This is a genomic window from Brevibacterium salitolerans, assembly GCF_039531405.1.
Classification (GTDB): domain Bacteria; phylum Actinomycetota; class Actinomycetes; order Actinomycetales; family Brevibacteriaceae; genus Brevibacterium; species Brevibacterium salitolerans.
Window position 1 is genome coordinate 680,899 of sequence record NZ_BAAAPZ010000002.1, and the last position, 22,429, is coordinate 703,327.

Consider the following 22,429-nt stretch of genomic DNA (forward strand, 5'->3'; position numbering starts at 1 on the left):
GTCCTCAGCGCGCCCCGGCAGCGGCGGAGAGCCGAGCGGCAGTCTCTGCAACCTGTTGACCGATCTCCGTGAGCTGGCTACCGCTGAGAGGGCCGCGCAGATCTGTCACGGACAGGCACATGACGGCGCGCCCCTCCAAGTCGATGACCGGGGCGTTGACGGTCAGCGGCCAGTACTCACGCTGCGGCTCGATCTCCGCCACCGCGAACGCGCTGCCGAACCGATCGAGCTGATCCTGGATCAGGTGCGTCGCACGCGCGGAGCCGTACAGGTCCCCGGCCAGCCGTTCGACGATCTCGCCGAGGCCTTCTGGTGCGGGGACGAACTGTTCGACGCCGAACCCCCTCATCCGAATTGCAGCCAGCACGCTGCGCAGGTGTGCGCGACCGGTTTCACCGTCCGGGGACCGGGCCAGCCAGGATTCGGCCTCCTCCTCGGAATGGGCGACGAAGGGAGCGGCGAGCGGAGGCCGGAACGCGAGGACGTCGCCGGTGCGCATGCCGATCGCCGGCGGACGCCCGCCATGCGCCGAGTGGCCCGCGCCGGTGATGTCTGCCAGCACGATGTTCTCGCCAGAGCGTGTGAAGGTGAGCACGGTCGCATGCAGTTCTTCTGAAAGGGGAAGCGTGTGGGAACGCGCGATTTCGACGAGGTCGAACGCGTCCCTCGCCGCATCGCCGATCGGTACGAGGCGCGGCCCGAGGTGGTAGGTCTTGGCACGAGGGTCTCTGGTCAGCCATCCCACTCGGGTCAGCTCGGTGAGCATCGGGTGGAGGGTCGCCTTGTCCACGCCGAAATGGCGGGCGAGCTCTGCAAGCGTGCGGCCAGTGCGGCCGGTCGACGCGAGCAGCTCGATCGTCTCCGTGAGGCGTTCGGTCTGCGGTGAGCGGCGAGCCATGGTCTGCTCCCATCTGTAGGTGTGCCCCTCATCGTAGAGGGTGGCATAGTGCCACGATTGACATGCATATTCCCACCCTTTAGGTTCGTAACAGGTTCATCGGACTGCGCGATCAACGGAGATCGCAGAAGGCAGACGGATATGACTGACCCACAGAAGACGGCTCCACAGGACATGGCAGAGTCCGAGGTGCTCGCAGGCAGAAGGGCCGTCATCATCGGCGGCGCCTCCGGGATCGGTTGGGGCGCTGCTCAGCGGTTTGTCCGGGCCGGTGCGCGAGTTGTGATCGCAGACCGAGACGCCCAGGGCGCTCGTACCAGGGCCGAGCAGCTGGGCCGTGGTGCGGAGTGGGCTGAGGCAGACGTGGCGGAAGAACTCACGCTCGAAAGGCTGTTCGCTAAGCACGACACCGTGCACTCGGTCCTCAACTGCGCGGGAGTGAATATCCCGGGCAGGTTGATCGACTACCCATTGGAGAGCTGGCGAACCGTCCTCGAGGTGAGCCTCACCGGTGCATTCCTGGTGGCCAAACATGCGGGTCGTGCCCTCGCCGACGGCGGCACGCTCACCAGTATCGCCTCGCTCAATGCCCGTCAGCCGGCGGCTGGATTCGGAGCGTACTGCGCAGCGAAGGCGGGCCTGACGATGCTCACCGAGGTCGCGGCGCTCGAACTCGCACCCCGCGGCATCCGAGCGAACGCCATCTCGCCAGGGCTCGTGGAGACGCCGCTGGTCACCGGTCTCACCTCGGTGCCGGAGATCCAGGCGGAGTTCACGGACAACACCCCGCTCGGTCGCAACGGCACCGTCGAAGACATCGCGGAGGTCGCCCTGTTCCTGGCTTCGGACGCCTCCTCCTGGATGACCGGTGAGGTGCTCGACGTCAATGGGGGAGCGCATCTGCGCCGCTACCCGGACGTGATGGCCAAGCTCTCGCGCTGACTGCGCCTTTCCTTTCCCATTCATCTCTTTGTGCCGCCTCAGGCACCTGTACATCGGAGACCAGCGATGACGCTCACCGCTCCCACCCGCTTCTGGCCGCCCAGCTCGTCCCGTCCGTCCCGGACAGTCGCCACTACTGCCGGTCTCAGCGTGACAGCGCTGCTGCTTGCGGGGTGCGCCGGCTCGCTCAGTACCGGAGCCGGCGGTGAGGGCGCTGCCGAAGGCGTGTCGTATGGTGCCTCCGCCGAGGAGTACCAAGCAGCTCTGCAGGATCTCGAACCTATCTCCCTGACCTACCAGAGCAATGCGACGGGTCCTGAACGGTACTTCGGCCAGCGGGAGGTGGCGATGGCGGAGAGGGTCGAAGAGCTCTCCGGAGGCATCGTCACCGTCGACGTCAACTGGGCCGGTGCGATCGCGCCCACCGCGGAGGTCGACGACGCCCTCGCCGACGGACGTCTCGACATGGCGTCCTTCAGCTTCAGCTACGAGCCCAAGCTCTATCCGGTGCTCAACGCCGTCGCAGAGTCATCCGTCGATGGCTCGCCGTCCCCGCTCACCGGTGAGCTGGCCTCGCACGCAGCGATGGCGGAGACCGCCTGGAACACTCCGGAGGTGCACACGGAACTGGAGGAGAAGGGCCTCACCCCGCTGATCCCGCATGTGCCCGGCGGTGCCACCGCGCTGGCATGCAAGGAGCCGGTGGAATCGGTCGACGATTTCAGGGGCAAGCAGATCCTTGCCAGCTCGGAGACCCAGATCGCCCAGCTTGAGGCACTTGGCGCGACTCCCGTGAGCATCGATTACACGGAGGTCTTCGACGCGCTGCAGAGGGGAGTGCTCGACTGCTCCTTCACCGCAATGACCGTACATCTGGGAATGGGGGTGCTCGACGTGGCCCCCTATGTGACTCTCCCGGTGACCACCAACTTCGTGCTGGGACCGACTGCCGTCCTCGCGGGCTCTTCCTGGGAGGACCTGCCGCTCCCTGTCCGCCAGTTGGTGTTCGACCAGATGACGGACTGGTCCGTCGATCAGCACCAGGGGTACTACCTCTATGCGCGTGACGCTCTCGAGGCCGTGGGCGAAGCCGGCGGCGAGTTCCTGCAGCTCGATCCAGCTGCCGACGTCCGTCTGCAGGAAGTCAACGCCGAGGTGCTCGCACAGGTCGAGGCATCCTCGGCGTTCGACGGGGCCGCCTACCTGGAGCGCCACGAGGAGGCACAGAGCCGGTGGGCGGACACCGCCGGAGACCTCGGCTACACGGACGCGGGCACATACGCGGACTTCGCCGACTGGTATGAGGGCGACCTCACCGACCTCGCCAGCTCCGGCTACCTGCGGGACTTCTACTCCGTCTACGGCGAGGAGGTCGCTGCTGCCCACCGGCCGGAATGATTTGTCTTCTCGCACGGCCTGCACCTCAAGATTCAGGAGAAGAAGTTCTCATGCACACGTCCTCAGACCAGCGCACCGGCGGCTCCCTGCTCGCCGACTCCCTCCACCGCCTCGGCCTCACCACGGTATTCGCCCTGCACGGAGGGCATCTCGACGCCTTCCTCGTGGAGTGCGCCGACCACGGCGTCACCCTGCTGGACACCCGGCACGAGGCCTCGGCGGGACACGCCGCGGATGCCTATGCCCGTGTGACCGGTGAGCCCGGCGTCTCCGTCACGACCTCGGGGCCCGGCTTCCTCAACACCGTGACCGCTATCGGCAACGCCTACCTCGACCGGGTGCCGATGATCGCGATCGTGGGCGCCCCGCCGCTGCGGGAGACGGAGACCAACCCTCTGCAGGGCGGGATCGACCAGATCGCAGTGGCCGCGCCGATGACGAAGTGGTCCTACCGGGTGACGCATCCCTGGCGGATTCCGGAGATCCTCGCCCTCGCAGTGGCGAAGGCGAAGGGTGGGGTACCCGGCCCCGTCCTTCTCGAGATCCCCATCGATGTGCTCTTCGACACCGCTCCGGTCACCGAGGTGCGGTTCCCCGCAGTGGGCACCGTCGCCTCGGGCGGCCACGCTGCTCCCGCACAGGTCGAGCAGATCGCACAGGCCCTCTCCGAGGCCCAGCGCCCGCTCATCGTGGCGGGAGGCGGAGTGAGCTTTCCGCGTGCGCAGGAGGAGCTGCGGGCGCTCGCCGAGGCCCTGCAGATCCCGGTACTCACCCCGAACAAGTCCGAAGGGGTCATCCCCTCGAGCTCTCCGCTCCATGCCGGTGGGCTCTCCACACTGCTGGCATGCGTCGCGGCGGGGCAGGCACCTGACGTGGTGCTGGTGCTCGGCCAACGACAGGGGATGTTCACCGGCGGGCGGGCGTCGCTGTTCCCCGGTGCGCGGGTGTTCCAGGTCGATCAGGATGCCGCGGAGATCGGTCGGATCGCCGATGTGGAGCTGGGGGTGGTGGCAGACAGCCGTGCCGTACTCGTCCAGCTCGCGGAGGCGCTTGTCGGGCGGCCGACGGCCGGCGAGCGCGCCGCCTGGCTGGAGCAGGTGCAGACGGGACGTGCCGCGCATGCGGCGCAGTTCGCGGACTCGACTACGCAGAGCGGTCGGATGCACCCTTACCACGCGGCGAAGGCGGTGGTGGACGCCGCACCGAACGGCTCGACCTTCGTGCTCGACGGGGCTGAGAACGCCTCGTGGGCCTCCTACCATGTCACCTCCGAGAACGCTGGCGATGTCCTCCGCCTCGGCTATCTCGGCTGCCTGGGCATCGGCCCCGGCTTCGCCATCGGGGCACATTCGGCGACCGGTCGGCCCACCGTCGTGATCACCGGTGACGGTGCTGCCGGCTTCAACCTCCAGGAATTCGACACCATGGTCCGGCATGGGCTCCCCATCGTCACAGTCGTGTTCAACAACACCGTTTGGGGCATGTCCGTCCACGGTCAGGAAGCGGTCTACGGCGAACGCGGAGTGGTGGTGAGCGAGCTGGCCGACACGGACTACCACGAGGTCTGCGCGGCCCTGGGCGGATATGGCGAGAGGGTGCGCACCCTGGAGGAGATCCCCGCGGCCATGCGGCGCGCGCTCGACTCGGGGTTGCCCGCCTGTCTGAATCTGGAGATCGACCCTGACGTGGTGCACCCCACCACGCTGCGGATGCTCGGCGATGTCGATGCGGAGGATGAGGTCGTCATCCCCTACTACCAGAACTTCAGGAAGCAGGCCTGATGAACCGCCCCGACACCGTGCGCACGGTGCGGATCGCCGGCCCAGGAGCACTCGAACTCACGGAGGTGCCGCGTCCGGTCCTGGGCGTCGGCGAGCTCCGGGCCCGTGTGGAGGCTTGCGGCATCTGTGGCTCCGACGGGATGTTCGCCGGCCTCGGCCGGATCCCCGCGACCACCCCGTTCGGTCACGAGGTGGTCGCCGAGGTGGTGGAGACCGGGCCGGGCACCGACCCGCAGTGGCAGGGAAGGCGTGCGGTGCTGCTGCCCTTCGGCAGCTGCGGGACCTGCGTGCAATGCCGGCAGGGCGAGGAGACTCGGTGTACCGGCGGGTTCGGGAACTACGCCGCTGGGTTCGCCGACGAGGCCGTGGTGCAGGCGGCTGCCGTGCCGGACTGGTGCGTGGTGCCTGACGGCGTCTCCAGCACCGCGGCCTCCCTGCTGGAACCGCTGGCCGTGGCGGTGCGTGCGGTGCACAAGTCGGAGGTGCTGCGAGAGGAGCGCTCCCTTCCGGTGCAGGTGGCCGGTGCCGGGCCCATCGGTCTGCTGGTGGCATATGTTCTGCTGCGGTTCGGGTTCTCCCGGGTGACGGTGGTGGAGCGCAACGAGGGCAAGACCTCTCTGCTCCGTGAGCTGCTGCCGGGGGCGCGCATCCTGACCTCCCTGCCGGAGGAACCGGTGCACTGCCTCTTCGAGTGCGCCGGGGCGCAGCCCGTGCTGGACCACGCGGTGACGCAGGGGGTGGAACGCGGCGGCCGGATCTGCCTGGTGGCGGCCTACAAGGCTGCGCCCACGCTGGATGCCCTGCAGTTCATGGCACGCGAGCTGACGATGATCGGCTCCTTCTCCGCTACCCTCGCCGACGCGGAGTCGGCCTCTCGGATCCTATTCGCCGAGGCGGATGTCCTGCAGTCGCTGGTGACGGATACGGTTCCGCTCGAGGATGTCCAGGGCGCCTTCGACCGGCTCCGCGCCGGTGGCCTGTTGGGCAAGTGCGTGGTCCGGCCATAGGAATGCCCCCGGAGGCAGAGTCTCGGACAGCCCGCTCACGGGGAGGTGAGGGCGCGTGGGTCCCGGTGCGCCGTGGGCTCGGTCACGGTGGGGGTCCTGTGTCCGTGCCCTTCACTAGAGTGGGGGCGTGACTTCGCAGACGACCTCCGCAGCAGCGGTGCTCCCTCATCCCGACGCTCCCACGATCCGCGTGGAGGGTGCACGCGCGCACAATCTCAAAGACGTGTCCGTGACGATTCCCCGGGACGCGATGGTGGTGTTCACCGGGCTGAGCGGCTCCGGCAAGTCCTCGCTCGCCTTCGACACCATCTTCGCGGAGGGGCAGCGCCGCTACGTCGAATCCCTCTCCTCCTACGCCCGCATGTTCCTGGGGCAGGTGGACAAACCGGACGTGGACCTCATCGAGGGACTGTCCCCGGCGGTCTCCATCGACCAGAAGTCGACCTCGAAGAACCCCCGGTCCACCGTCGGCACCATCACCGAGGTCCATGACTTCCTCCGCCTCCTGTGGGCGCGCGTGGGAGTCCCGCACTGCCCCACGTGCGGGGAGCGCATCGAGAAGCAGACGACGCAGCAGATCGTGGACTCGCTGCTCCAGCTGCCGGAGCGCACCCGGATCGCGGTGCTGGCCCCGCTCGTCCGCGAGCGCAAGGGCGAGTTCAAGGATCTCTTCTCCTCCCTGCTCTCGCAGGGCTACTCCCGCGCGGTGGTCGACGGCGAGCAGATCAGGCTCGACGATCCGCCCGTCCTCAAGAAGCAGTACAAGCACTCCATCTCCGTCGTCGTGGACCGCATCGTCATCCGCTCAGGCGTCCACCAGCGCCTCACGGACTCGGTGGAGACCGGACTCGCCGCGGCGGAGGGGCGCATCGACGTCGAGCTCGTCGACGACGGCACGGTGCGCACGTTCTCGGAGAACTTGCGCTGCCCCAACGACCACCCCCTCGTCCTCGACGAGATCGAACCGCGCACCTTCTCCTTCAACTCGCCGTTCGGCGCCTGCCCGGAGTGCGACGGGATCGGCACCCGCCTGAGCGTCGACGAATCGCTCGTGGTCCCGGACGACGACCTCTCGCTCACGGAGGGCGCGATCGCGCCGTGGTCGGCGGGCAAGAACGTCTCGCAGTACTTCCTCCGCATCATCGCGGGCCTGGCCGACGAGCTCGGCTTCGACCTCACCACTCCGTGGAAGGACCTGTCCGCGCCCGTGCGGAAGGCCCTGCTGGAGGGCAAGGACTACAAGGTCCAGGTGAAGTTCAAGAACCGGTTCGGCCGCGAGCGCACCTACTCCACCGGCTTCGAGGGCGTCTACCAGTACATCCTCCGCAAGCACGAGGAGACGGAGTCGGACTCCTCGCGCGAACGCTACGAGGCGTACATGCGGGAGGTGCCCTGCCCCGTCTGCCACGGTGCCCGTCTGCGGCCGGAGGTCCTGGCCGTCACGGTGGGCGGCAGGTCCATCGCGGAGGTCTCCTCCCTGCCCATCGACGAGGCGGCGGAGTTCCTCACCGGGCTCGAACTCTCCTCGCGGGACGCGCAGGTCGCCGCCCAGGTGATGAAGGAGATCACCGCGCGGCTGCAGTTCCTCCTCGACGTGGGCCTCGACTACCTCAGCCTGGACCGGACCGCCGGCACCCTCTCCGGCGGAGAGGCGCAGCGCATCCGGCTCGCCACGCAGATCGGCTCCGGCCTCGTGGGCGTGCTCTACGTGCTGGACGAGCCGTCCATCGGCCTGCACCAGCGGGACAACCGCCGCCTCATCGAGACGCTGCTGAAGCTCCGCAACCTGGGCAACACCCTCATCGTCGTCGAGCACGACGAGGAGACCATCGAGGCGGGCGACTGGATCGTGGACATCGGCCCGCGCGCCGGTGAGCACGGCGGTGAGATCGTCTACTCCGGACCGGTGGCGGGCCTCACGGACGAGCAGAAGTCCCTCACCGGCGACTACCTCGCGGGCCGGCGTCGGATCCCGCTGCCGGCCGCGCGCCGCCCGCTGGACAGGGAGCGGACGCTCACCGTCGTGCGGGCCAACGAGAACAACCTCCGGGACCTCACCGTCGACTTCCCCCTGGGGGTCCTCACCGTGGTCTCGGGCGTGTCCGGCTCCGGCAAGTCGACCCTCGTCAACGACATCCTCTACACGGAGCTCGCCAACAAGCTCAACAACGCCAAGCGCGTGCCCGGCCGGCACAAGTCGGTGAAGGGCCTCGAGCACCTCGACAAGGTCATCCACGTCGATCAGTCGCCCATCGGCCGCACCCCGCGGTCCAATCCGGCCACCTACACCGGGGTCTTCGACCACATCCGCCGGCTGTTCTCCGAGACGGAGGTCGCGCGGATCCGGGGCTACCAGCCGGGGCGCTTCTCCTTCAACGTCAAGGGCGGACGCTGCGAGAACTGCAAGGGCGACGGCACCATCCGCATCGAGATGAACTTCCTGCCGGACGTGTTCGTCCCCTGTGAGGTGTGCGGCGGCGCGCGGTACAACCGCGAGACGCTCGACGCCCGCTTCAAGGGGAAGTCGATCGCGGAGGTCCTCAACATGCCCATCGAGGAGGCCGCGGAGTTCTTCGAGGCGGTGCCCGCCATCTCCCGGCACCTGCGCACGCTCAACGAGGTGGGGCTGGGCTACGTCCGGCTGGGACAGCCCGCGACCACCCTCTCCGGCGGCGAGGCGCAGCGCGTGAAGCTCGCGGCGGAGCTGCAGAAGCGCACCCGGGGCCGCACCGTCTACGTGCTCGACGAGCCCACGACCGGTCTGCACTTCGAGGACATCTCCCGGCTGCTGGGGGTGCTCCAGGGTCTCGTGGACAAGGGCAACTCGGTCATCGTCATCGAGCACAACGTCGACGTCATCGCGGCGGCGGACCACATCATCGACATGGGTCCGGAGGGCGGCCGCGGCGGCGGCCAGGTGATCGCACAGGGCACTCCGGAGGAGGTGGCGCGCGTGGAGTCCAGCCACACGGGGCGCTACCTCGCCGAGCTGCTCGAGCGGAGGGCGGCCGGTGGATCCGAGTGAGTACCGGCCCCGCACGGGCGAGATACCCACGTCGCCGGGCGTCTACCGCTTCCGCGACGAGGACCGCCGTGTCATCTACGTGGGGAAGGCGAAGAACCTCCGGCAGCGCCTGAACTCGTACTTCGCGGACCCCGCGAACCTGCACCCCCGCACCTTCCGGATGGTCCACACCGGCGCCTCCGTCGAGTGGACCGTGGTGGGCACGGAGGTGGAGGCGCTCCAGCTGGAGTGGACCTGGATCAAGGAGTTCAGCCCCCGCTTCAACGTGATGTTCCGGGACGACAAGTCGTACCCGTATCTGGCCATCACCTCGAAGGACCGGTACCCGCGCGTCTTCGTCACCCGCGGCAGGCGCAAGCCGGGCATCACCTACTTCGGTCCATTCGGCCAGGCCTGGGCGATCCGGGAGTCCCTCGACCTCCTGCTCAAGGTGTTCCCCGTGCGCACGTGCACCAAGGGCGTGCTGCAGCGGGCCGAACGCAGCGGCCGGCCGTGCCTGCTGGGCTACATCGGCAAGTGCTCGGCCCCCTGCGTGGGGCAGGTGAGCGAGGAGGAGCACCGCGAGCTGGTGCGCGGCATCACGGACTTCATGTCCGGGAACACCGGCACCATGATCACGGACCGGAAGCGGCGGATGGCCGCCGCGGCGGAGGTCTACGACTACGAGACCGCCGCGCGTCTGCGTGACGAGATCGCCGCACTGGAGAAGGTGCTGGCGAAGAACGCCGTCGTCCTGTCGATGAACGCCGACTGCGACCTGTTCGCCGTCCACTTCGACGACCTCGAGGCCTCCGTGCAGGTCTTCCACGTGCGGGGCGGGCGCATCCGGGGCGAACGCGGCTGGATCGTCGAGAGGCTCGAGGACTCCACCCCGGCCAGCCTCGCCGCGGACTATCTGCGTCAGGCCTACGGCGAGGCGGATCCGCAGGCCGTGCCGCCGGAGGTCCTCGTCGACACGCTGCCGGAGGAGCCCGAGAGCCTGAGCGACTGGCTGCGGGACCGCCGCGGCGGTCGCCGCGTGGATCTGCGCGTGCCGGAGCGCGGGGAGAAGCGCGCGCTCCTCGAGACGGTCCGGCAGAACGCGGAGCAGGCCCTCATCCTCCACCGCACCCGGAGGGCGTCGGACCTCACCACCCGCAGCGAGGCCCTCAAGGAGATCCAGGAGCATCTGGGGCTGGAGGAGCCGCCGCTGCGGATCGAGGCGATCGACAACTCGCACACGGGCGGCCAGGACGTGGTGGGCTCCCTCGTGGTGTTCGAGGACGGTCTGCCCGTCAAGCGCGACTACCGGCACTTCGCCGTCCGCGGCGAGGCCGCGCGGGACGACACCTCCTCCATGTACGACGTGGTCTCCCGCCGGTTCACCCGCTACCTCGAGTCACTGGCCTCGGACGAGCCGGACGAGAGGTTCGGCTACCGGCCCTCGCTGCTCCTCGTGGACGGCGGCCCGCCGCAGGTGGCCGCGGCGCGGCGCGCCCTCGACGATCTGGGCCTCGCGCAGATCGCGGTCGCAGGGCTCGCCAAGCGGCTCGAGGAGGTGTGGCTGCCCGGCGACGACTTCCCGCTGGTGCTCCCGCGCGGCTCCGAGGGCCTCTACCTCCTCCAGCGCGTGCGCGACGAGTCCCACCGGTTCGCCATCACCTACCACCGCAAGCGGCGCGGGAGATCGAGCACGGCCTCGGCGCTGGACTCGATCCCGGGACTGGGACCGGCGAAGCGGAAGGCCCTCCTGGCGGAGTTCGGCTCCGTGGCCGGCATCCGCCGCGCGGGACCGGAGGAGCTGCAGCGGGTGAAGGGTGTGGGACCGAGCCTGGCGGATACCATTCAGCGAGAGCTGAACGGCGCGCAGCGACAGGCGGGCGGCGCCCAGCCCGGGGGAGAGGAGTCCGAGAGTGACGAGTGAGAACGAGACGAGACCGGATCAGGTGGACGTGCTCCTCGTGACGGGCATGTCCGGCGCCGGCAAGACCACGGCGGCGCGCGTGCTCGAGGACCTCGACTGGTACGTCGTGGACAACCTGCCGCCCCAGATGATCGCCCCGCTGCTCGAGCTGGTGGGCCGTGCCGACGGAGCGCTGCCCAAGGTGGCGGTCGTGGCGGACATCCGCGGCCGCAGCACGCAGCGCACGGATCTCGACCACGCGGTCGACGAGTACCTCAAACAGGGCATCATGGTCCGCGTCCTCTTCCTCGACGCGAGCGACGACGTGCTCGTGCAGAGGTTCGAGTCCGTCCGCCGCCCGCACCCGCTGCAGGGCGAGGGGACGCTGCTCGACGGCATCGCGGCGGAGCGGGAGGCGCTGGACAACCTCCGGCACCGTGCCGGAGTCGTCATCGACACCTCGGAGCTCAACGTGCACGAGCTCGGCCGGGAGGTCCGGCAGGCCTTCAGCTCGGAGGACGCGGAGACGCTCCGGCTCACCGTCATGAGCTTCGGCTTCAAGAACGGCGTGCCCAAGGACGGCGACCACGTCGCGGACGTGCGCTTCCTGCCCAATCCCCACTGGGTGCCCCATCTGCGGCCCTTCAACGGCACGGACCGCGAGGTGGCGGACTTCGTCTTCGCGGACCCGGGTGCGGGCGAGTTCCTCGACCACTACACCGCGGCGCTGCGCATCGCGATCGAGGGCTACCTCCGCGAGTCCCGCGGCTACGCGACGATCGCGGTGGGCTGCACCGGGGGCAAGCACCGCTCGGTCGCGATGGCCGAGGAGCTCGGCCGGCGTCTGCGCGAGCAGACGCCGGCGCGTGTCACCGTCCGCCACCGGGATCTGGGAAGGGAGTGAGCGCCATGACCGCTCAGCACGAGGCCGGCGGGGCTCCGACCACGGAGGAGCTGCCGCTCTCGCTCCGCGGCAGGGCCGCCGGACGCGGCTCCGAGCCCAGGGTCGTGAGCTTCGGCGGAGGCCACGGGCTCTACGCCGCCCTGCGCGCCTTCCGCCTCATCACGGACTCGCTCACGGCGGTCGTGACGGTCGCGGACGACGGAGGCTCCTCCGGACGCCTCCGGCAGGAGATGGGCGGCCTGCCGCCGGGCGACCTGCGCATGGCGCTGGCCGCACTCTGCGACGACGGCGAGTGGGGGCGCGTGTGGCGCGACGTCATCCAGCACCGCTTCACGTCCTCGGGCAGCCTCGACGGCCATGCCGTGGGCAACCTCCTCATCGCCGCGCTGTGGCAGATCAACGACGACCACGTCGAGGGGCTCGACTGGATCGCCCAGCTGCTGCGGGCCCACGGCAGGGTGCTGCCGATGTCGTCCGTGCCGCTCACCATCGAGGCGGACGTGCACCCGCCGGACGGCGGACCCGTCACGGTCATCCGGGGGCAGTCCGTGCTCGCGACGACGCCGGGAAGGGTCGCCCAGGTCCGGCTCGTCCCCGGTGCCCCGCCCGCGCGGGCGGAGACGATCGAGGCCGTGCAGGAGGCGGATCTGCTCAACCTGGGCCCGGGATCCTGGTACACCTCCGTCATGCCGCACCTGCTGGTGCCGGAGCTGGCCGAGGCGATCTGCGCCTCCACCGCGCTCAAGAGCCTCACCCTCAACCTCGGCGCCGCGCCGGGGGAGACCGCGGACCTCACCCTCGTGGACCACCTGCAGTCGCTGCACCTGCACGCGCCGGCGCTCACACTCGACTACGTGCTCGTGGACGCCGTGGCGGCGGCCAAGGAGCCCGCCCTCCCGGAGATCGCGGAATCGCTGTTCGGGGCCCATCTGCGCACCCACCCGCTCACCTCGCGCAGACCGCGCCAGCATGACAGCCTCAAGCTGGCGGCCTGCTACCGTGACATGCTGCTGGACTCGGGGCTGCTCGAGGAGGACCAGTGGTGAGGGCCGGGTTCCGTCCCGGACCGGTGGTGAGGCTCATGAAGTGGGGAGACGAGAGGCGAACATGGCGCTGACGGCTGCGGTCAAGGACGAGCTCGCTCGCTGCGAGGTGACGCGGATCTCGGCGCGGAGGGCGGAGGTCTCCTCGATGCTGCGCTTCGCGGGTGCGCTCCACCGTTCCGGCTCTGCGGTCCTCGTGGAGGCGGAGCTGGACACCGCGGCGGCGGCGCGTCGTCTCCGCGCGGAGATCCGTTCGCTCTACGGCCCGGTCGCGGAGATCGTGGTGATCTCCGGCGGCGCCCGGGGACGGGGCAGCCGCTACGTGGTGAGGATCACGCGCGACGGTGCCTCGCTGGCCCGGCAGTCCGGGCTGCTGGACGCCCGCGGCCGGCCGGTGCGCGGGCTGCCGTCCGCCATCGTGGGCGGCACCGCCGCGGACTGCGAGGCCGCCTGGCGGGGCGCCTTCCTCGCCCACGGTTCGCTCACGGAGCCCGGGCGCTCCGCCGCGCTGGAGATCACCTGTCCCGCCCCGGAGGCGGCGCTGGCCCTCGTGGGTGCGGCGCGCAGGCTGGACATCACCGCCAAGGCGCGCGAGGTCCGCGGCACCGATCGCGTGGTCATCCGCGACGGGGATGCGATCGCCGCCCTGCTCACCCGGATGGGGGCGCACGAGGCCGTGCTCGTCTGGGAGGAGCGCCGCATGCGCCGCGAGGTCCGGGCCACCGCCAACCGGCTGGCCAACTTCGACGACGCGAACCTGCGCCGTTCGGCACGGGCGGCCGTGGCGGCGAGCGCGCGGGTCGAGCGGGCGCTGGAGATCCTCGGCGACGACGTGCCGGAGCACCTCCGCTATGCAGGCGCGCTCCGCATGACGCACAAGCAGGCCTCCCTCGAGGAGCTCGGCCAGCTCGCGGATCCCGTGATGACGAAGGACGCGGTGGCCGGCCGGATCCGCCGTCTGCTCGCGACTGCGGACAAGCGCGCGGAGGAGCTGGGCATCGCCGGGACGGATGCGTTCGTCACGCCGGACATGCTCGAGGAGAACTGAGGCACCCCGTCTCGATAGGATGGGAGCGCGGGGCCACCCGCTCCGCACGTCGCCTCAGGAGGGAAGCACACGCATGACCATCCGCATCGGCATCAACGGCTTCGGACGCATCGGCCGATCCTTCTTCCGCCAGTCGCTCACGTCCCCGGACGTCGAGGTCGTCGCCATCAACGACCTCACGGACAACGCCTCGCTCGCACACCTGCTCACCTATGACTCCGTCTGGCGCAGGATCGACGCGGAGGTGAGCCATGACGAGGACTCGCTCATCGTCGACGGCCGTCACGTGCAGGCGTTCGAGAAGTCGGTGCCCGCGGAGATCCCGTGGGGCGAGTACGGGGTCGACGTCGTCATCGAGTCGACCGGACGCTTCCGGTCCGCGGACCAGGCCTCGGCCCATCTGGAGGCCGGAGCCGGCGTGGTCATCATGTCCTCGCCGGGCAAGGGCGTGGACGGCATGTTCGTCATGGGCGTGAACGAGTCGGAGTTCGATCCCGCTCGCCACCGGGTCGTCTCCAACGCCTCGTGCACCACCAACTGCCTCGCGCCCGTCGCCAAGACGCTCCACGAGACGGTGGGCATCGCCTCCGGCCTCATGACCACGGTGCACGCCTACACCGGCGACCAGCGTCTGGTCGACGGCAATCACAAGGACCTCCGCCGCGCGCGGGCCGGGGCGGTCAACATCGTCCCCACCACGACGGGCGCGGCCGGTGCCGTGGGAAAGGTGCTGCCGGAGCTCGCCGGCCGCCTGCACGGCATGGCGATCCGCGTGCCCGTGCCCACGGGCTCGCTCGTGGACCTCACCTTCGTGCCGGAGCGCTCCACCACTCCCGCGGAGGTGAACGAGGCGCTGCGCACGGCGGCTGAGGGCCCGCTCGCCGGGATCCTCGGCTACACGGAGGACCCCATCGTCTCCTCCGACATCGTCATGGACGACCACTCCGCGATCATCGACGCCACGCTCACCGAACAGGTGGGCGAGCAGCTCAAGGTGATCGCCTGGTACGACAACGAGTGGGGCTACTCGCACCGCCTCCTCGATCTCGCCGCCCACGTGGGCCGGCAGCTGCGCTGAGAGCGGACCGGCCGCACCGAACACCGAAAGGGAACCGAATGAAGACTCTTGAGAGCGCGGGGCCGCTCGCGGGCAGGCGCGTCCTGGTCCGCAGCGACCTCAACGTCCCGATGGACGCCGGGCGCATCACGGACCCGGGCCGCATCACGGCCTCGGCGCCCACGCTCCGGCGGCTGGCCGAGGCCGGTGCCCGGGTGATCGTCGTCGCGCACCTCGGCCGGCCCAAGGGGCAGGTCGTCGACGAGCTCTCGCTCGCACCCGTCGCGCCGGCGCTGGCCGAGGCGGTGGGCCGCGAGGTGGCCTTCGCCGCGGACACCGTGGGACCGCAGGCCCACGCTGCGGTCGCCGCACTCGGCGACGGCGGGATCGTGCTCCTGGAGAACCTCCGGTTCGACCCGCGCGAGACCTCCAAGGACGATGCGGAGCGCGCTGAGTTCGCCGATCAGCTCGCGGAGCTCGCGGACGTCTTCGTCTCGGACGGATTCGGCGTCGTCCACCGCAGGCAGGCGAGCGTGTACGACATCGCCACCCGCCTGCCGGCCTATGCCGGTGACCTCGTGAGCGCGGAAGTCGAGGTCTCGACGCGCCTCCTCGAGGACCCGGCGCGGCCCTATGCGGTGGTGCTGGGCGGGTCGAAGGTCTCCGACAAGCTCGGGGTCATCGACAGCCTGCTGGAGCGGGCGGACACGCTCGCGATCGGCGGGGGCATGGCGTTCACCTTCCTCGCCGCGCAGGGTCACGCGATCGGCAGGAGCCTCGTGGAGTCCGATCAGCTGGAGACCGCTCGCGGATACCTGCGCAAGGCGGCCGAACGCGGTGTGGAGATCCTCCTGCCGACGGACATCGTGATGGCCGCCTCGTTCGCCGCGGACGCGGAGCACTGGGTCGCGCCGGCGGACGCTCTCGAGTCCACCCCCGGCGGCGCCGAGGCGCTGGGCCTGGACATCGGTCCGGAGACCGCCGCGGCGTTCGCCGCGCGGATCACGGCCGCGCGCATGGTGTTCTGGAACGGGCCCATGGGCGTGTTCGAGTTCCCCGCGTTCTCCGCGGGCACCCGTGCCGTGGCCGAGGCCCTCACCACCGCCCACGGCGGCCCGGAGGCCGGCAGGCTCACGGTGGTGGGCGGGGGAGACTCCGCCGCCGCCGTGCGCACCCTCGGCTTCTCCGACGACCAGTTCGGCCACATCTCCACCGGCGGTGGGGCGAGCCTCGAGTTCCTCGAGGGCCGGACGCTTCCCGGCCTCGACGTGCTGGAGGGCTGAGCGGCATGGCGACGACGAAGACGGCCGGCGGCCGCAGGCGGCTCATCGCGGGCAACTGGAAGATGAACCTCGATCACTTCGAGGCGCTCACCCTCGTGCAGAAGCTCGACTGGGCGCTGCGGGATGCGAAGGTGGACCTGGACGCGGTCGAGGTGGCCGTGCTGCCGCCCTTCACGGACATCCGCTCCGTGCAGACCCTGGTGCAGGGGGACAAGCTCGCGCTGTCCTACGGTGCGCAGGACCTCTCCGCGCACGACTCCGGGGCCTACACCGGTGAGGTCTCGGGGCAGTTCCTGCGCCGGCTGGGCTGCGAGTACGTGCTCGTGGGCCACTCGGAGCGGCGCGAGCACCACGGCGAGGACGATGCGCTCGTCCGCAGCAAGATCCTCGCGGCCGTCCGGCACGAGCTCGCCCCGGTGCTGTGTGTGGGGGAGGGGCTCGAGTCCCGGCAGTCCGGCGACCACGTCGCCGTCGTCCTCGCGCAGCTGGACGCCGCACTGGAGGGCCTCGGCGCAGACGACGTCCCCGGTCTGGTGCTGGCCTACGAGCCGGTCTGGGCGATCGGCACCGGCGAGACCGCGGGGCCGGAGGAGGCCGGGGAGATGGCGACCGCCCTCCGCGGCCGGCTCGAGACCCTGCTGGGCGCTCCCGCGGCCCAGGCCACGCGGATCCTCTACGGCGGCAGTGTGAAGGCCGAGAGCGTCGCGGAGATCGTGGCGGTCCCGGACGTGGACGGTGCCCTCGTGGGGGGCGCGAGCCTCGACCCGGCCGGCTTCGCGTCGCTGATCACCGCCGCACACCGGGTAGACTGAAGGGCACTATGGAGATCCTCAACTGGACGCTCACGGCGATTCTCGTCCTCACCAGCGTCTTCCTCACGATGCTCATCCTCATGCACAAGGGCAAGGGCGGCGGCATGTCCGACATGTTCGGCGGCGGCATGAGCTCCTCGCTGGGCTCGTCCGGTGTCGCCGAACGCAACCTCAACCGCTTCACGACGCTCGTGGCGATCATCTGGGTCGCCAGCATCGTGCTGCTGGGCGTCTCGGTGCGCTTCGCCGGCTGAGCCGCCGCACATGAGCTGAGTGCCGCACGGGCTGAATGCCGCAGAACGAGAGGCCAGGAGGGACGTGTCCCTCCTGGCCTCTCGCGTGTCTGCCCTGCGGCCTACTCGCCCACCCGCTCGGGCGAGGTTCCGGCGGCCGCTGCCAGCAGCTGCTGCAGACCCTCGTCCCGCTCACGCAGCCGGACCCGCAGGACACGGCGTCCCAGGCCCTCCAGCACATCCGCATCGGCCGCGGCCTGCGAGGAGATGAGGCTGCCGAAGCCGAACCCGGCGCCGGGCACCGCCAGATCGTCCTCGGCGGAGATCGCAGCGGTGACGAACAGGAAGGAACCGGTGTCCGGTCCGCCCTTGTGCAGCTGGCCCGTGGAGTGCAGATAGCGCGGACCCCAGCCGAACGACACCGGCGCGCCGTCGGCCCTGTCCGCGAGGACGGGACGCAGTCGCGCGGCCTCGGCGTCGTGCACGGAGCTGAGGTAGGCGCAGACGGCGAGGTAGCGCTCGTCGTCGCGCTCGGGCAGGATCGCACCGAGCAGACCCGACAGCGTGCGCTCGTGGAGCTCGAGGTCGTCGATGAGGTGGACGGAGGCGTACACCTCGACCTCGCCCTCGACGAGGAACGGCGCGGGCTCCTGGGCGGCCTCGGCGGGTGCTGCCCCGCCGTCTGCGTCACCGCCGGTCTCCGGGCTCCCCGCGGCCGCCTGCGTCCTGCGCGCGAGGATCTCCCGCGCCCGTGCCTTGGCGGCCTCGACGTCCGGCTGGTCGAAGGGATCCACGCCGATGGCGGCCCCCAGCAGCGCCGTCGCGGTCTCCCAGATGAGGAACTGCGCACCCAGGGGAGCCTCGCACGAGACCGCGACGCCGGAGACCGGCTGATGCTCGCCGAGCGCCTCGCCGAGGAAGCAGATGCCGGTGCCGGCGTCCGCATCGGCGAAGCCCGCGGCGTGCACGGACTCGCAGGCGATGGGCAGGACGCCGGCCCCGTCCTTGCCCGTGGACTCCGCCACGAGCTGCTCCAGCCAGGCGGGCAGGGCCTCGAGGGCGGGGTCCGTGGCGGCGACGGCGAGGATCCGGATGCTGCGGGCATGGGCGGCGGACAGCGCCGAGGCCAGCTCGACCGCCGGGTTGCCCTCGCGGTCCTCGGCGAGCGCCTCCGCGACGGCGGCCGCCTCTGCGACGACCTGGGCCACGTCCGCGCCCGCGAGGCCGGCGGGCACCAGGCCGAACGCGCCGAGCACGCTGAAGCGCCCGCCCACGTCCGGATCCGCGAGGAACACCCGGCGCCAGCCCTCCTCGAGAGCCTGCTCCGCGAGGGTGGTGCCCGGATCCGTCACGGCGATGAGCCGTTCCGTGGGCTCGATGTCCAGGCCCCGCAGCGCCTGCGCGTAGGCGGAGGCGGCGGAGACCGTCTCGATCGTCGTCCCGGACTTCGTGCCCACCACGAGGGCGGTGCGGGCGAGGTCCGCGGACTCCACGACGGCCCGCACGGACAGCGGATCCGTGCTGTCGAGGACGGCGAGCTCGGCGCCGTGGGAGGCGGCGATGACCTCGGCGCCCAGGGAGGAGCCGCCCATGCCTGCGAGGACGATGCGGTCGACGCCCTCGGCGGCCAGCTCCTCACGGAGGGAGTCGATCTGCTCGACGAGGCCTGCCGAGCGCGTGTGCAGGTCCGTCCAGCCGAGGCGGTGCTCAGCCGTCCGCGCCGCGCCCGGGCCCCAGAGGCCGGTGTCCCGCGCCGCGAGCCGTGAGGCCAGCTTCTCCGCGATCATCCTGCCGCGCTCCGCCCTGTGCTCCTCCGGAGCGGGGAACCCCACTGTCGCACTCATCGCGCTCACTCCTTTCAGACCGAGTCCGAACGCCGCGTCGCAACGACGTCCACCAGTTCGCTCCAGCTCGCGGAGAACTTCTCCAGCCCTTCCGCCTGCAGCTTCTCCATGACCTGGGCGTAGTCGATGCCCAGGCCCGCCAGCGCATCGAAGTGCGCATCCGCCGCGGCGTAGGAGCCGGGCATGGTGTCCGCAGGGACCTCGCCGTGGTCCGCGAAGGCCTCCAGCGTCTTCTCCGGCATCGTGTTGACGGTGTCCGGGGTGACGAGCCCGGACACGTAGAGGGTGTCCGGGTAGGCCGGGTCCTTCACGCCAGTCGAGGCCCACAGCAGCCGCTGCACCCGTGCACCGGCCGCGGCCAGCACCCGGAAGCGCTCGGAGCCGAAGGCCTGCGACTGCACGCGGTGCGTGAGCCTGCAGTTGGCGAGGCCCGCGCCGCCGCGCAGGGCGCGGGCCTCCTCCGTGCCGAGCGCGTCGAGGCGGCCGTCGATCTCCGCATCTACCCGGGAGACGAAGACCGAGGCGACGGAGGCGATCCGTGAGAGGTCCGCGCCGTGCTCGCGGGCCCGCTCGAGGCCGGTGAGGTAGGCCTCCACGACCTTGCGGTACTGGTCGAGGCTGAACACCAGGGTGACGTTGACGCTGATGCCGGCCTCGAGGACGCGGGGGATCGCGTAGATCCCGGCCTCGGTCGCGGGGATCTTGATCATGACGTTCTCACGGTCCACCGCCGCGGCCAGGCGCTTCGCCGCCTCAATGGTGCCCTCGCTGTCATGGGCGAGGGCGGGGGAGACCTCGAGGGAGACGCGGCCGTCCACGCCGTCGGTGCGCTCGTGGACCCCGCGGAGCACGTCGCAGGCGTCGCGGACGTCCGCGACGGTGAGGAGATCGATGAGCTCCTCCGCGCCGGCCTCGGGCCCGGCCGTGCGCACGGCCTCGGCGAGGCGGGGCCCGTACGCCGGGTCCTGGGAGATCGCCTGCGCGAAGATCGTGGGGTTCGTCGTCACGCCCGCGATGCACCGGGTCTCCAGGAGTTCCGCGAGGGAGCCCGAGTCCAGTCGCGAGCGGGAGAGGTCGTCGAGCCAGACGGAGACGCCGGCGGCGCTCAGGCGCTCCAGCGGTGTGCTCATGACCGGCTCCTCTCCGCGACGGCGTCGAGCGAGGCCCGCGCGGCGTCGACGACCGCGGCCGGGGTGAACCCGAACCGCTCGAACAGCTCCGCGCCCGGCGCGGAGGCTCCGAAGTGCTCCAGCGAGACGGGCACGCCGTGGGTGCCGAGCCAGCGGTACCAGCTCTGCGCCGTGCCGGCCTCCACGCTCACGCGGGCGGCGACCGCGGCCGGCAGGACGGACTCGCGGTACTCGGCCGGCTGGGCCTCGAACCACTCCATGCAGGGCACGGAGACGACACGGGCGTGCACACCGGACTCCGCGAGCGTCCCCTGCGCCGCGAGGGCGAGCTGCACCTCGGATCCGGAGGCCATGAGGAGCACGTCCGGCAGGCCGGTGGACTCGTTCACCGCGTCGGCCAGCACGTAGGCGCCCCGGCGGGCCTCGGCGGCGGGCGCGAGCACCGTGCGGTCCAGCACCGGCACGCCCTGACGGGTGAGCACGAGGCCGGAGGGGCCGTCGGTGCGCTCGAGCACCTTGGCCCAGGCGACGGCGGTCTCCGTGGCGTCGGCCGGGCGGACGACGTCCACGCCCGGGATCGCGCGCAGCGAGCTCACGTGCTCCACCGGCTGGTGCGTGGGGCCGTCCTCGCCCACGCCGATCGAGTCGTGCGTCCAGACGAAGACGCTGGGCACCTGCTGGAGCGCCGCCAGCCGCACGGCCGGGCGCTGGTAGTCGCTGAACACGAGGAAGGTGCCGTTGTAGGGGCGGGTGGGACCGTGCAGGGCGATGCCGTTGCAGATGAGGCCGGCGGCGAACTCGCGGACGCCGAAGTGCAGGTTCCGGCCGTAGGGGTTGCCGGAGAACATCGCGGACGAGCGCTCCTCGGGCAGGAAGGAGGGTTCGCCCTTGAGGAGGGTGTTGTTGGAACCGGCGAGGTCCGCGGATCCTCCCCACAGCTCCGGCATGAGGGGGGCGACGGCGTTGAGGACCGTGCCCGAGGCCGCACGCGTGGCGATCTTCTCACCCGCCTCGAACTCCGGCAGAGCCTCGGCGAGACCAGCGGGCAGCTCACCGGACTGCAGCCGGTCGAAGAGCTGCGCGCGCTCCGGGTGCGCACTGCGCCACTCCTCGAAGCGCGCCTCCCAGGCGGCGCGGGCCGCCGCGCCCCGCTCGCGGGCGAGGCGGGTGTGCGCGAGGACCTCGTCCGCGACCGCGAAGGACTCCGCGGGGTCGAAGCCCAGGAGCTCCTTGGTCGCCGCGATCTCAGCGGCACCCAGTGCGGAGCCGTGCGCGCCACCGGTGTTCTGCTTGCCCGGGGCGGGCCAGGCGATGATCGTGGAGAGGCGGATGAAGGAGGGGCGCGGATCCGCCTTGGCGGCCTGCACGGCGGCGTGGAGGGCCTGGACGTCCTCCCTGTACTCGCCGGTGCCGTCGACGCGGCCGGTGAAGTCCACGTGCTGCACGTGCCACCCGTAGGCGGCATAGCGGGCCTCGACGTCCTCCGTGAACGCGATGTTCGTGTCGTCCTCGATGGAGATCCGGTTGTCGTCCCAGATGAGGATGAGGTTGCCGAGCTCCTGCGTGCCGGCGAGCGAGGAGGCCTCCGAGGAGACGCCCTCCTGCAGGCAGCCGTCGCCGGCGACGACGTAGACGTGGTGGTCGAACACCGACTCGCCCGCAGGCGCCTCCGGGTCGAAGAGGCCGCGCTCACGGCGCGCGGCCATCGCCATGCCCACGGCCGAGGCGATGCCGGAGCCCAGCGGTCCGGTGGTGATCTCGACACCGTCGGTGTGGCCCACCTCCGGGTGTCCGGGGGTGAGCGAGCCCCAGGTGCGGAGCGCGCGGAGGTCGTCGAGCTCGAGGCCGAACCCGGCCAGGTAGAGCTGCACGTACTGCGTGAGGCTGGAGTGCCCGGCGGAGAGGACGAAGCGGTCCCGGCCCGCCCAGCGCGGCTGTGCGGGATCGTGCACCATGGCGTGCTGGTAGAGGTAGTAGGCGGCCGGCGCGAGGCTCATGGCGGTGCCGGGGTGGCCGTTGCCGGCCTTCTCGACGGCGTCGGCGGCCAGCAGGCGAGCGGTGTCGACCGCCCTCGCGTCCAGTTCTGACCACTCGAGGGTGCTCGTGCTTGTCATGCGCGCGAAGTGCTCCTTAGATGAAGGC

17 protein-coding genes are annotated in these 22,429 nt (G+C 70.8%); 13 read left to right on the plus strand and 4 right to left on the minus strand.

Features of this window, described 5'->3' with window-relative positions; translation table 11 throughout:
* Nucleotides 1-4: 4 nt before the first annotated feature.
* Complete coding sequence (locus ABD240_RS04140) at nucleotides 5-898, minus strand: helix-turn-helix domain-containing protein (protein ID WP_291796650.1); 894 nt, start codon at nucleotides 896-898, stop codon at nucleotides 5-7.
* A 141-nt stretch (nucleotides 899-1,039) separates the two neighbouring features.
* Between ABD240_RS04140 and ABD240_RS04145 the strand changes: the two genes are divergently transcribed.
* From ABD240_RS04145 to secG, 13 genes are all read left to right on the plus strand, one after another.
* Complete coding sequence (locus ABD240_RS04145) at nucleotides 1,040-1,840, plus strand: SDR family NAD(P)-dependent oxidoreductase (protein ID WP_291796653.1); 801 nt, start codon at nucleotides 1,040-1,042, stop codon at nucleotides 1,838-1,840.
* A 66-nt stretch (nucleotides 1,841-1,906) separates the two neighbouring features.
* The gene (gene dctP, locus ABD240_RS04150; protein WP_291796656.1) at nucleotides 1,907-3,238 is read left to right on the plus strand and encodes a TRAP transporter substrate-binding protein DctP; all 1,332 of its coding nucleotides are present in this window, start codon (nucleotides 1,907-1,909) and stop codon (nucleotides 3,236-3,238) included.
* Between the two features lie 50 nt (nucleotides 3,239-3,288).
* Entirely contained in the window at nucleotides 3,289-5,019 is a 1,731-nt protein-coding gene (locus tag ABD240_RS04155) for a thiamine pyrophosphate-binding protein (RefSeq protein ID WP_344335389.1), read from the plus strand.
* A complete protein-coding gene (locus tag ABD240_RS04160) occupies nucleotides 5,019-6,026 on the plus strand; it encodes a zinc-dependent alcohol dehydrogenase (RefSeq protein WP_344335392.1) in 1,008 nt (335 codons plus the stop codon). The genes ABD240_RS04155 and ABD240_RS04160 overlap by 1 nt, the downstream gene beginning before the upstream one ends.
* A gap of 127 nt (nucleotides 6,027-6,153) precedes the next feature.
* Nucleotides 6,154-9,051 (plus strand): excinuclease ABC subunit UvrA, encoded by a 2,898-nt coding sequence (gene uvrA / locus ABD240_RS04165; RefSeq protein ID WP_291796665.1) that lies wholly within the window; start codon nucleotides 6,154-6,156, stop codon nucleotides 9,049-9,051.
* Nucleotides 9,038-10,954 (plus strand): excinuclease ABC subunit UvrC, encoded by a 1,917-nt coding sequence (uvrC, locus tag ABD240_RS04170; RefSeq protein WP_344335394.1) that lies wholly within the window; start codon nucleotides 9,038-9,040, stop codon nucleotides 10,952-10,954. The genes uvrA and uvrC overlap by 14 nt, the downstream gene beginning before the upstream one ends.
* A complete protein-coding gene (rapZ, locus tag ABD240_RS04175; RefSeq protein ID WP_291796671.1) occupies nucleotides 10,944-11,837 on the plus strand; it encodes an RNase adapter RapZ in 894 nt (297 codons plus the stop codon). Before uvrC ends, rapZ begins: the two co-directional genes overlap by 11 nt.
* Before the next feature lie 5 nt (nucleotides 11,838-11,842).
* Nucleotides 11,843-12,883: a gluconeogenesis factor YvcK family protein gene (locus ABD240_RS04180; protein ID WP_291796674.1), complete on the plus strand. Its 1,041-nt coding sequence runs from the start codon at nucleotides 11,843-11,845 to the stop codon at nucleotides 12,881-12,883.
* A 61-nt stretch (nucleotides 12,884-12,944) separates the two neighbouring features.
* Nucleotides 12,945-13,928: a DNA-binding protein WhiA gene (whiA, locus tag ABD240_RS04185; protein ID WP_291796676.1), complete on the plus strand. Its 984-nt coding sequence runs from the start codon at nucleotides 12,945-12,947 to the stop codon at nucleotides 13,926-13,928.
* A gap of 73 nt (nucleotides 13,929-14,001) precedes the next feature.
* Nucleotides 14,002-15,006: a type I glyceraldehyde-3-phosphate dehydrogenase gene (gene gap, locus ABD240_RS04190; protein WP_291796679.1), complete on the plus strand. Its 1,005-nt coding sequence runs from the start codon at nucleotides 14,002-14,004 to the stop codon at nucleotides 15,004-15,006.
* 38 nt (nucleotides 15,007-15,044) lie between these two features.
* Nucleotides 15,045-16,268 (plus strand): phosphoglycerate kinase, encoded by a 1,224-nt coding sequence (locus tag ABD240_RS04195; protein ID WP_344335400.1) that lies wholly within the window; start codon nucleotides 15,045-15,047, stop codon nucleotides 16,266-16,268.
* A 5-nt stretch (nucleotides 16,269-16,273) separates the two neighbouring features.
* Entirely contained in the window at nucleotides 16,274-17,080 is an 807-nt protein-coding gene (gene tpiA, locus ABD240_RS04200; protein ID WP_291796685.1) for a triose-phosphate isomerase, read from the plus strand.
* Between the two features lie 8 nt (nucleotides 17,081-17,088).
* The gene (gene secG / locus ABD240_RS04205; protein ID WP_291796688.1) at nucleotides 17,089-17,334 is read left to right on the plus strand and encodes a preprotein translocase subunit SecG; all 246 of its coding nucleotides are present in this window, start codon (nucleotides 17,089-17,091) and stop codon (nucleotides 17,332-17,334) included.
* Between the two features lie 101 nt (nucleotides 17,335-17,435).
* Here the strand turns inward: secG and ABD240_RS04210 are convergent, their stop codons facing one another.
* Genes ABD240_RS04210 through tkt form a run of 3 tightly spaced genes read right to left on the minus strand, consistent with a single transcriptional unit; the run spans nucleotide 17,436 to nucleotide 22,401 of the window.
* Complete coding sequence (locus tag ABD240_RS04210) at nucleotides 17,436-19,157, minus strand: glucose-6-phosphate isomerase (RefSeq protein ID WP_344335403.1); 1,722 nt, start codon at nucleotides 19,155-19,157, stop codon at nucleotides 17,436-17,438.
* A gap of 14 nt (nucleotides 19,158-19,171) precedes the next feature.
* Nucleotides 19,172-20,287: a transaldolase gene (gene tal, locus ABD240_RS04215; RefSeq protein ID WP_344335405.1), complete on the minus strand. Its 1,116-nt coding sequence runs from the start codon at nucleotides 20,285-20,287 to the stop codon at nucleotides 19,172-19,174.
* Nucleotides 20,284-22,401, minus strand: a complete 2,118-nt coding sequence (tkt, locus tag ABD240_RS04220) for a transketolase (protein WP_344335407.1) — start codon at nucleotides 22,399-22,401, stop codon at nucleotides 20,284-20,286. Before tkt ends, tal begins: the two co-directional genes overlap by 4 nt.
* Nucleotides 22,402-22,429: the final 28 nt, after the last annotated feature.

Excerpts from the sequence above, each read along its gene's own strand:
- tkt (WP_344335407.1), bottom strand. The coding sequence starts at position 22,401 with ATGACAAGCACGAGCACCCTCGAGTGGTCAGAACTGGACGCGAGGGCG.
- ABD240_RS04160 (WP_344335392.1), top strand. The coding sequence starts at position 5,019 with ATGAACCGCCCCGACACCGTGCGCACGGTGCGGATCGCCGGCCCAGGA.
- tpiA (WP_291796685.1), top strand. The coding sequence starts at position 16,274 with ATGGCGACGACGAAGACGGCCGGCGGCCGCAGGCGGCTCATCGCGGGC.
- ABD240_RS04155 (WP_344335389.1), top strand. The coding sequence starts at position 3,289 with ATGCACACGTCCTCAGACCAGCGCACCGGCGGCTCCCTGCTCGCCGAC.
- ABD240_RS04180 (WP_291796674.1), top strand. The coding sequence starts at position 11,843 with ATGACCGCTCAGCACGAGGCCGGCGGGGCTCCGACCACGGAGGAGCTG.
- secG (WP_291796688.1), top strand. The coding sequence starts at position 17,089 with ATGGAGATCCTCAACTGGACGCTCACGGCGATTCTCGTCCTCACCAGC.
- ABD240_RS04140 (WP_291796650.1), bottom strand. The coding sequence starts at position 898 with ATGGCTCGCCGCTCACCGCAGACCGAACGCCTCACGGAGACGATCGAG.
- tal (WP_344335405.1), bottom strand. The coding sequence starts at position 20,287 with ATGAGCACACCGCTGGAGCGCCTGAGCGCCGCCGGCGTCTCCGTCTGG.
- ABD240_RS04145 (WP_291796653.1), top strand. The coding sequence starts at position 1,040 with ATGACTGACCCACAGAAGACGGCTCCACAGGACATGGCAGAGTCCGAG.
- ABD240_RS04210 (WP_344335403.1), bottom strand. The coding sequence starts at position 19,157 with ATGAGTGCGACAGTGGGGTTCCCCGCTCCGGAGGAGCACAGGGCGGAG.
- gap (WP_291796679.1), top strand. The coding sequence starts at position 14,002 with ATGACCATCCGCATCGGCATCAACGGCTTCGGACGCATCGGCCGATCC.
- whiA (WP_291796676.1), top strand. The coding sequence starts at position 12,945 with ATGGCGCTGACGGCTGCGGTCAAGGACGAGCTCGCTCGCTGCGAGGTG.
- dctP (WP_291796656.1), top strand. The coding sequence starts at position 1,907 with ATGACGCTCACCGCTCCCACCCGCTTCTGGCCGCCCAGCTCGTCCCGT.
- ABD240_RS04195 (WP_344335400.1), top strand. The coding sequence starts at position 15,045 with ATGAAGACTCTTGAGAGCGCGGGGCCGCTCGCGGGCAGGCGCGTCCTG.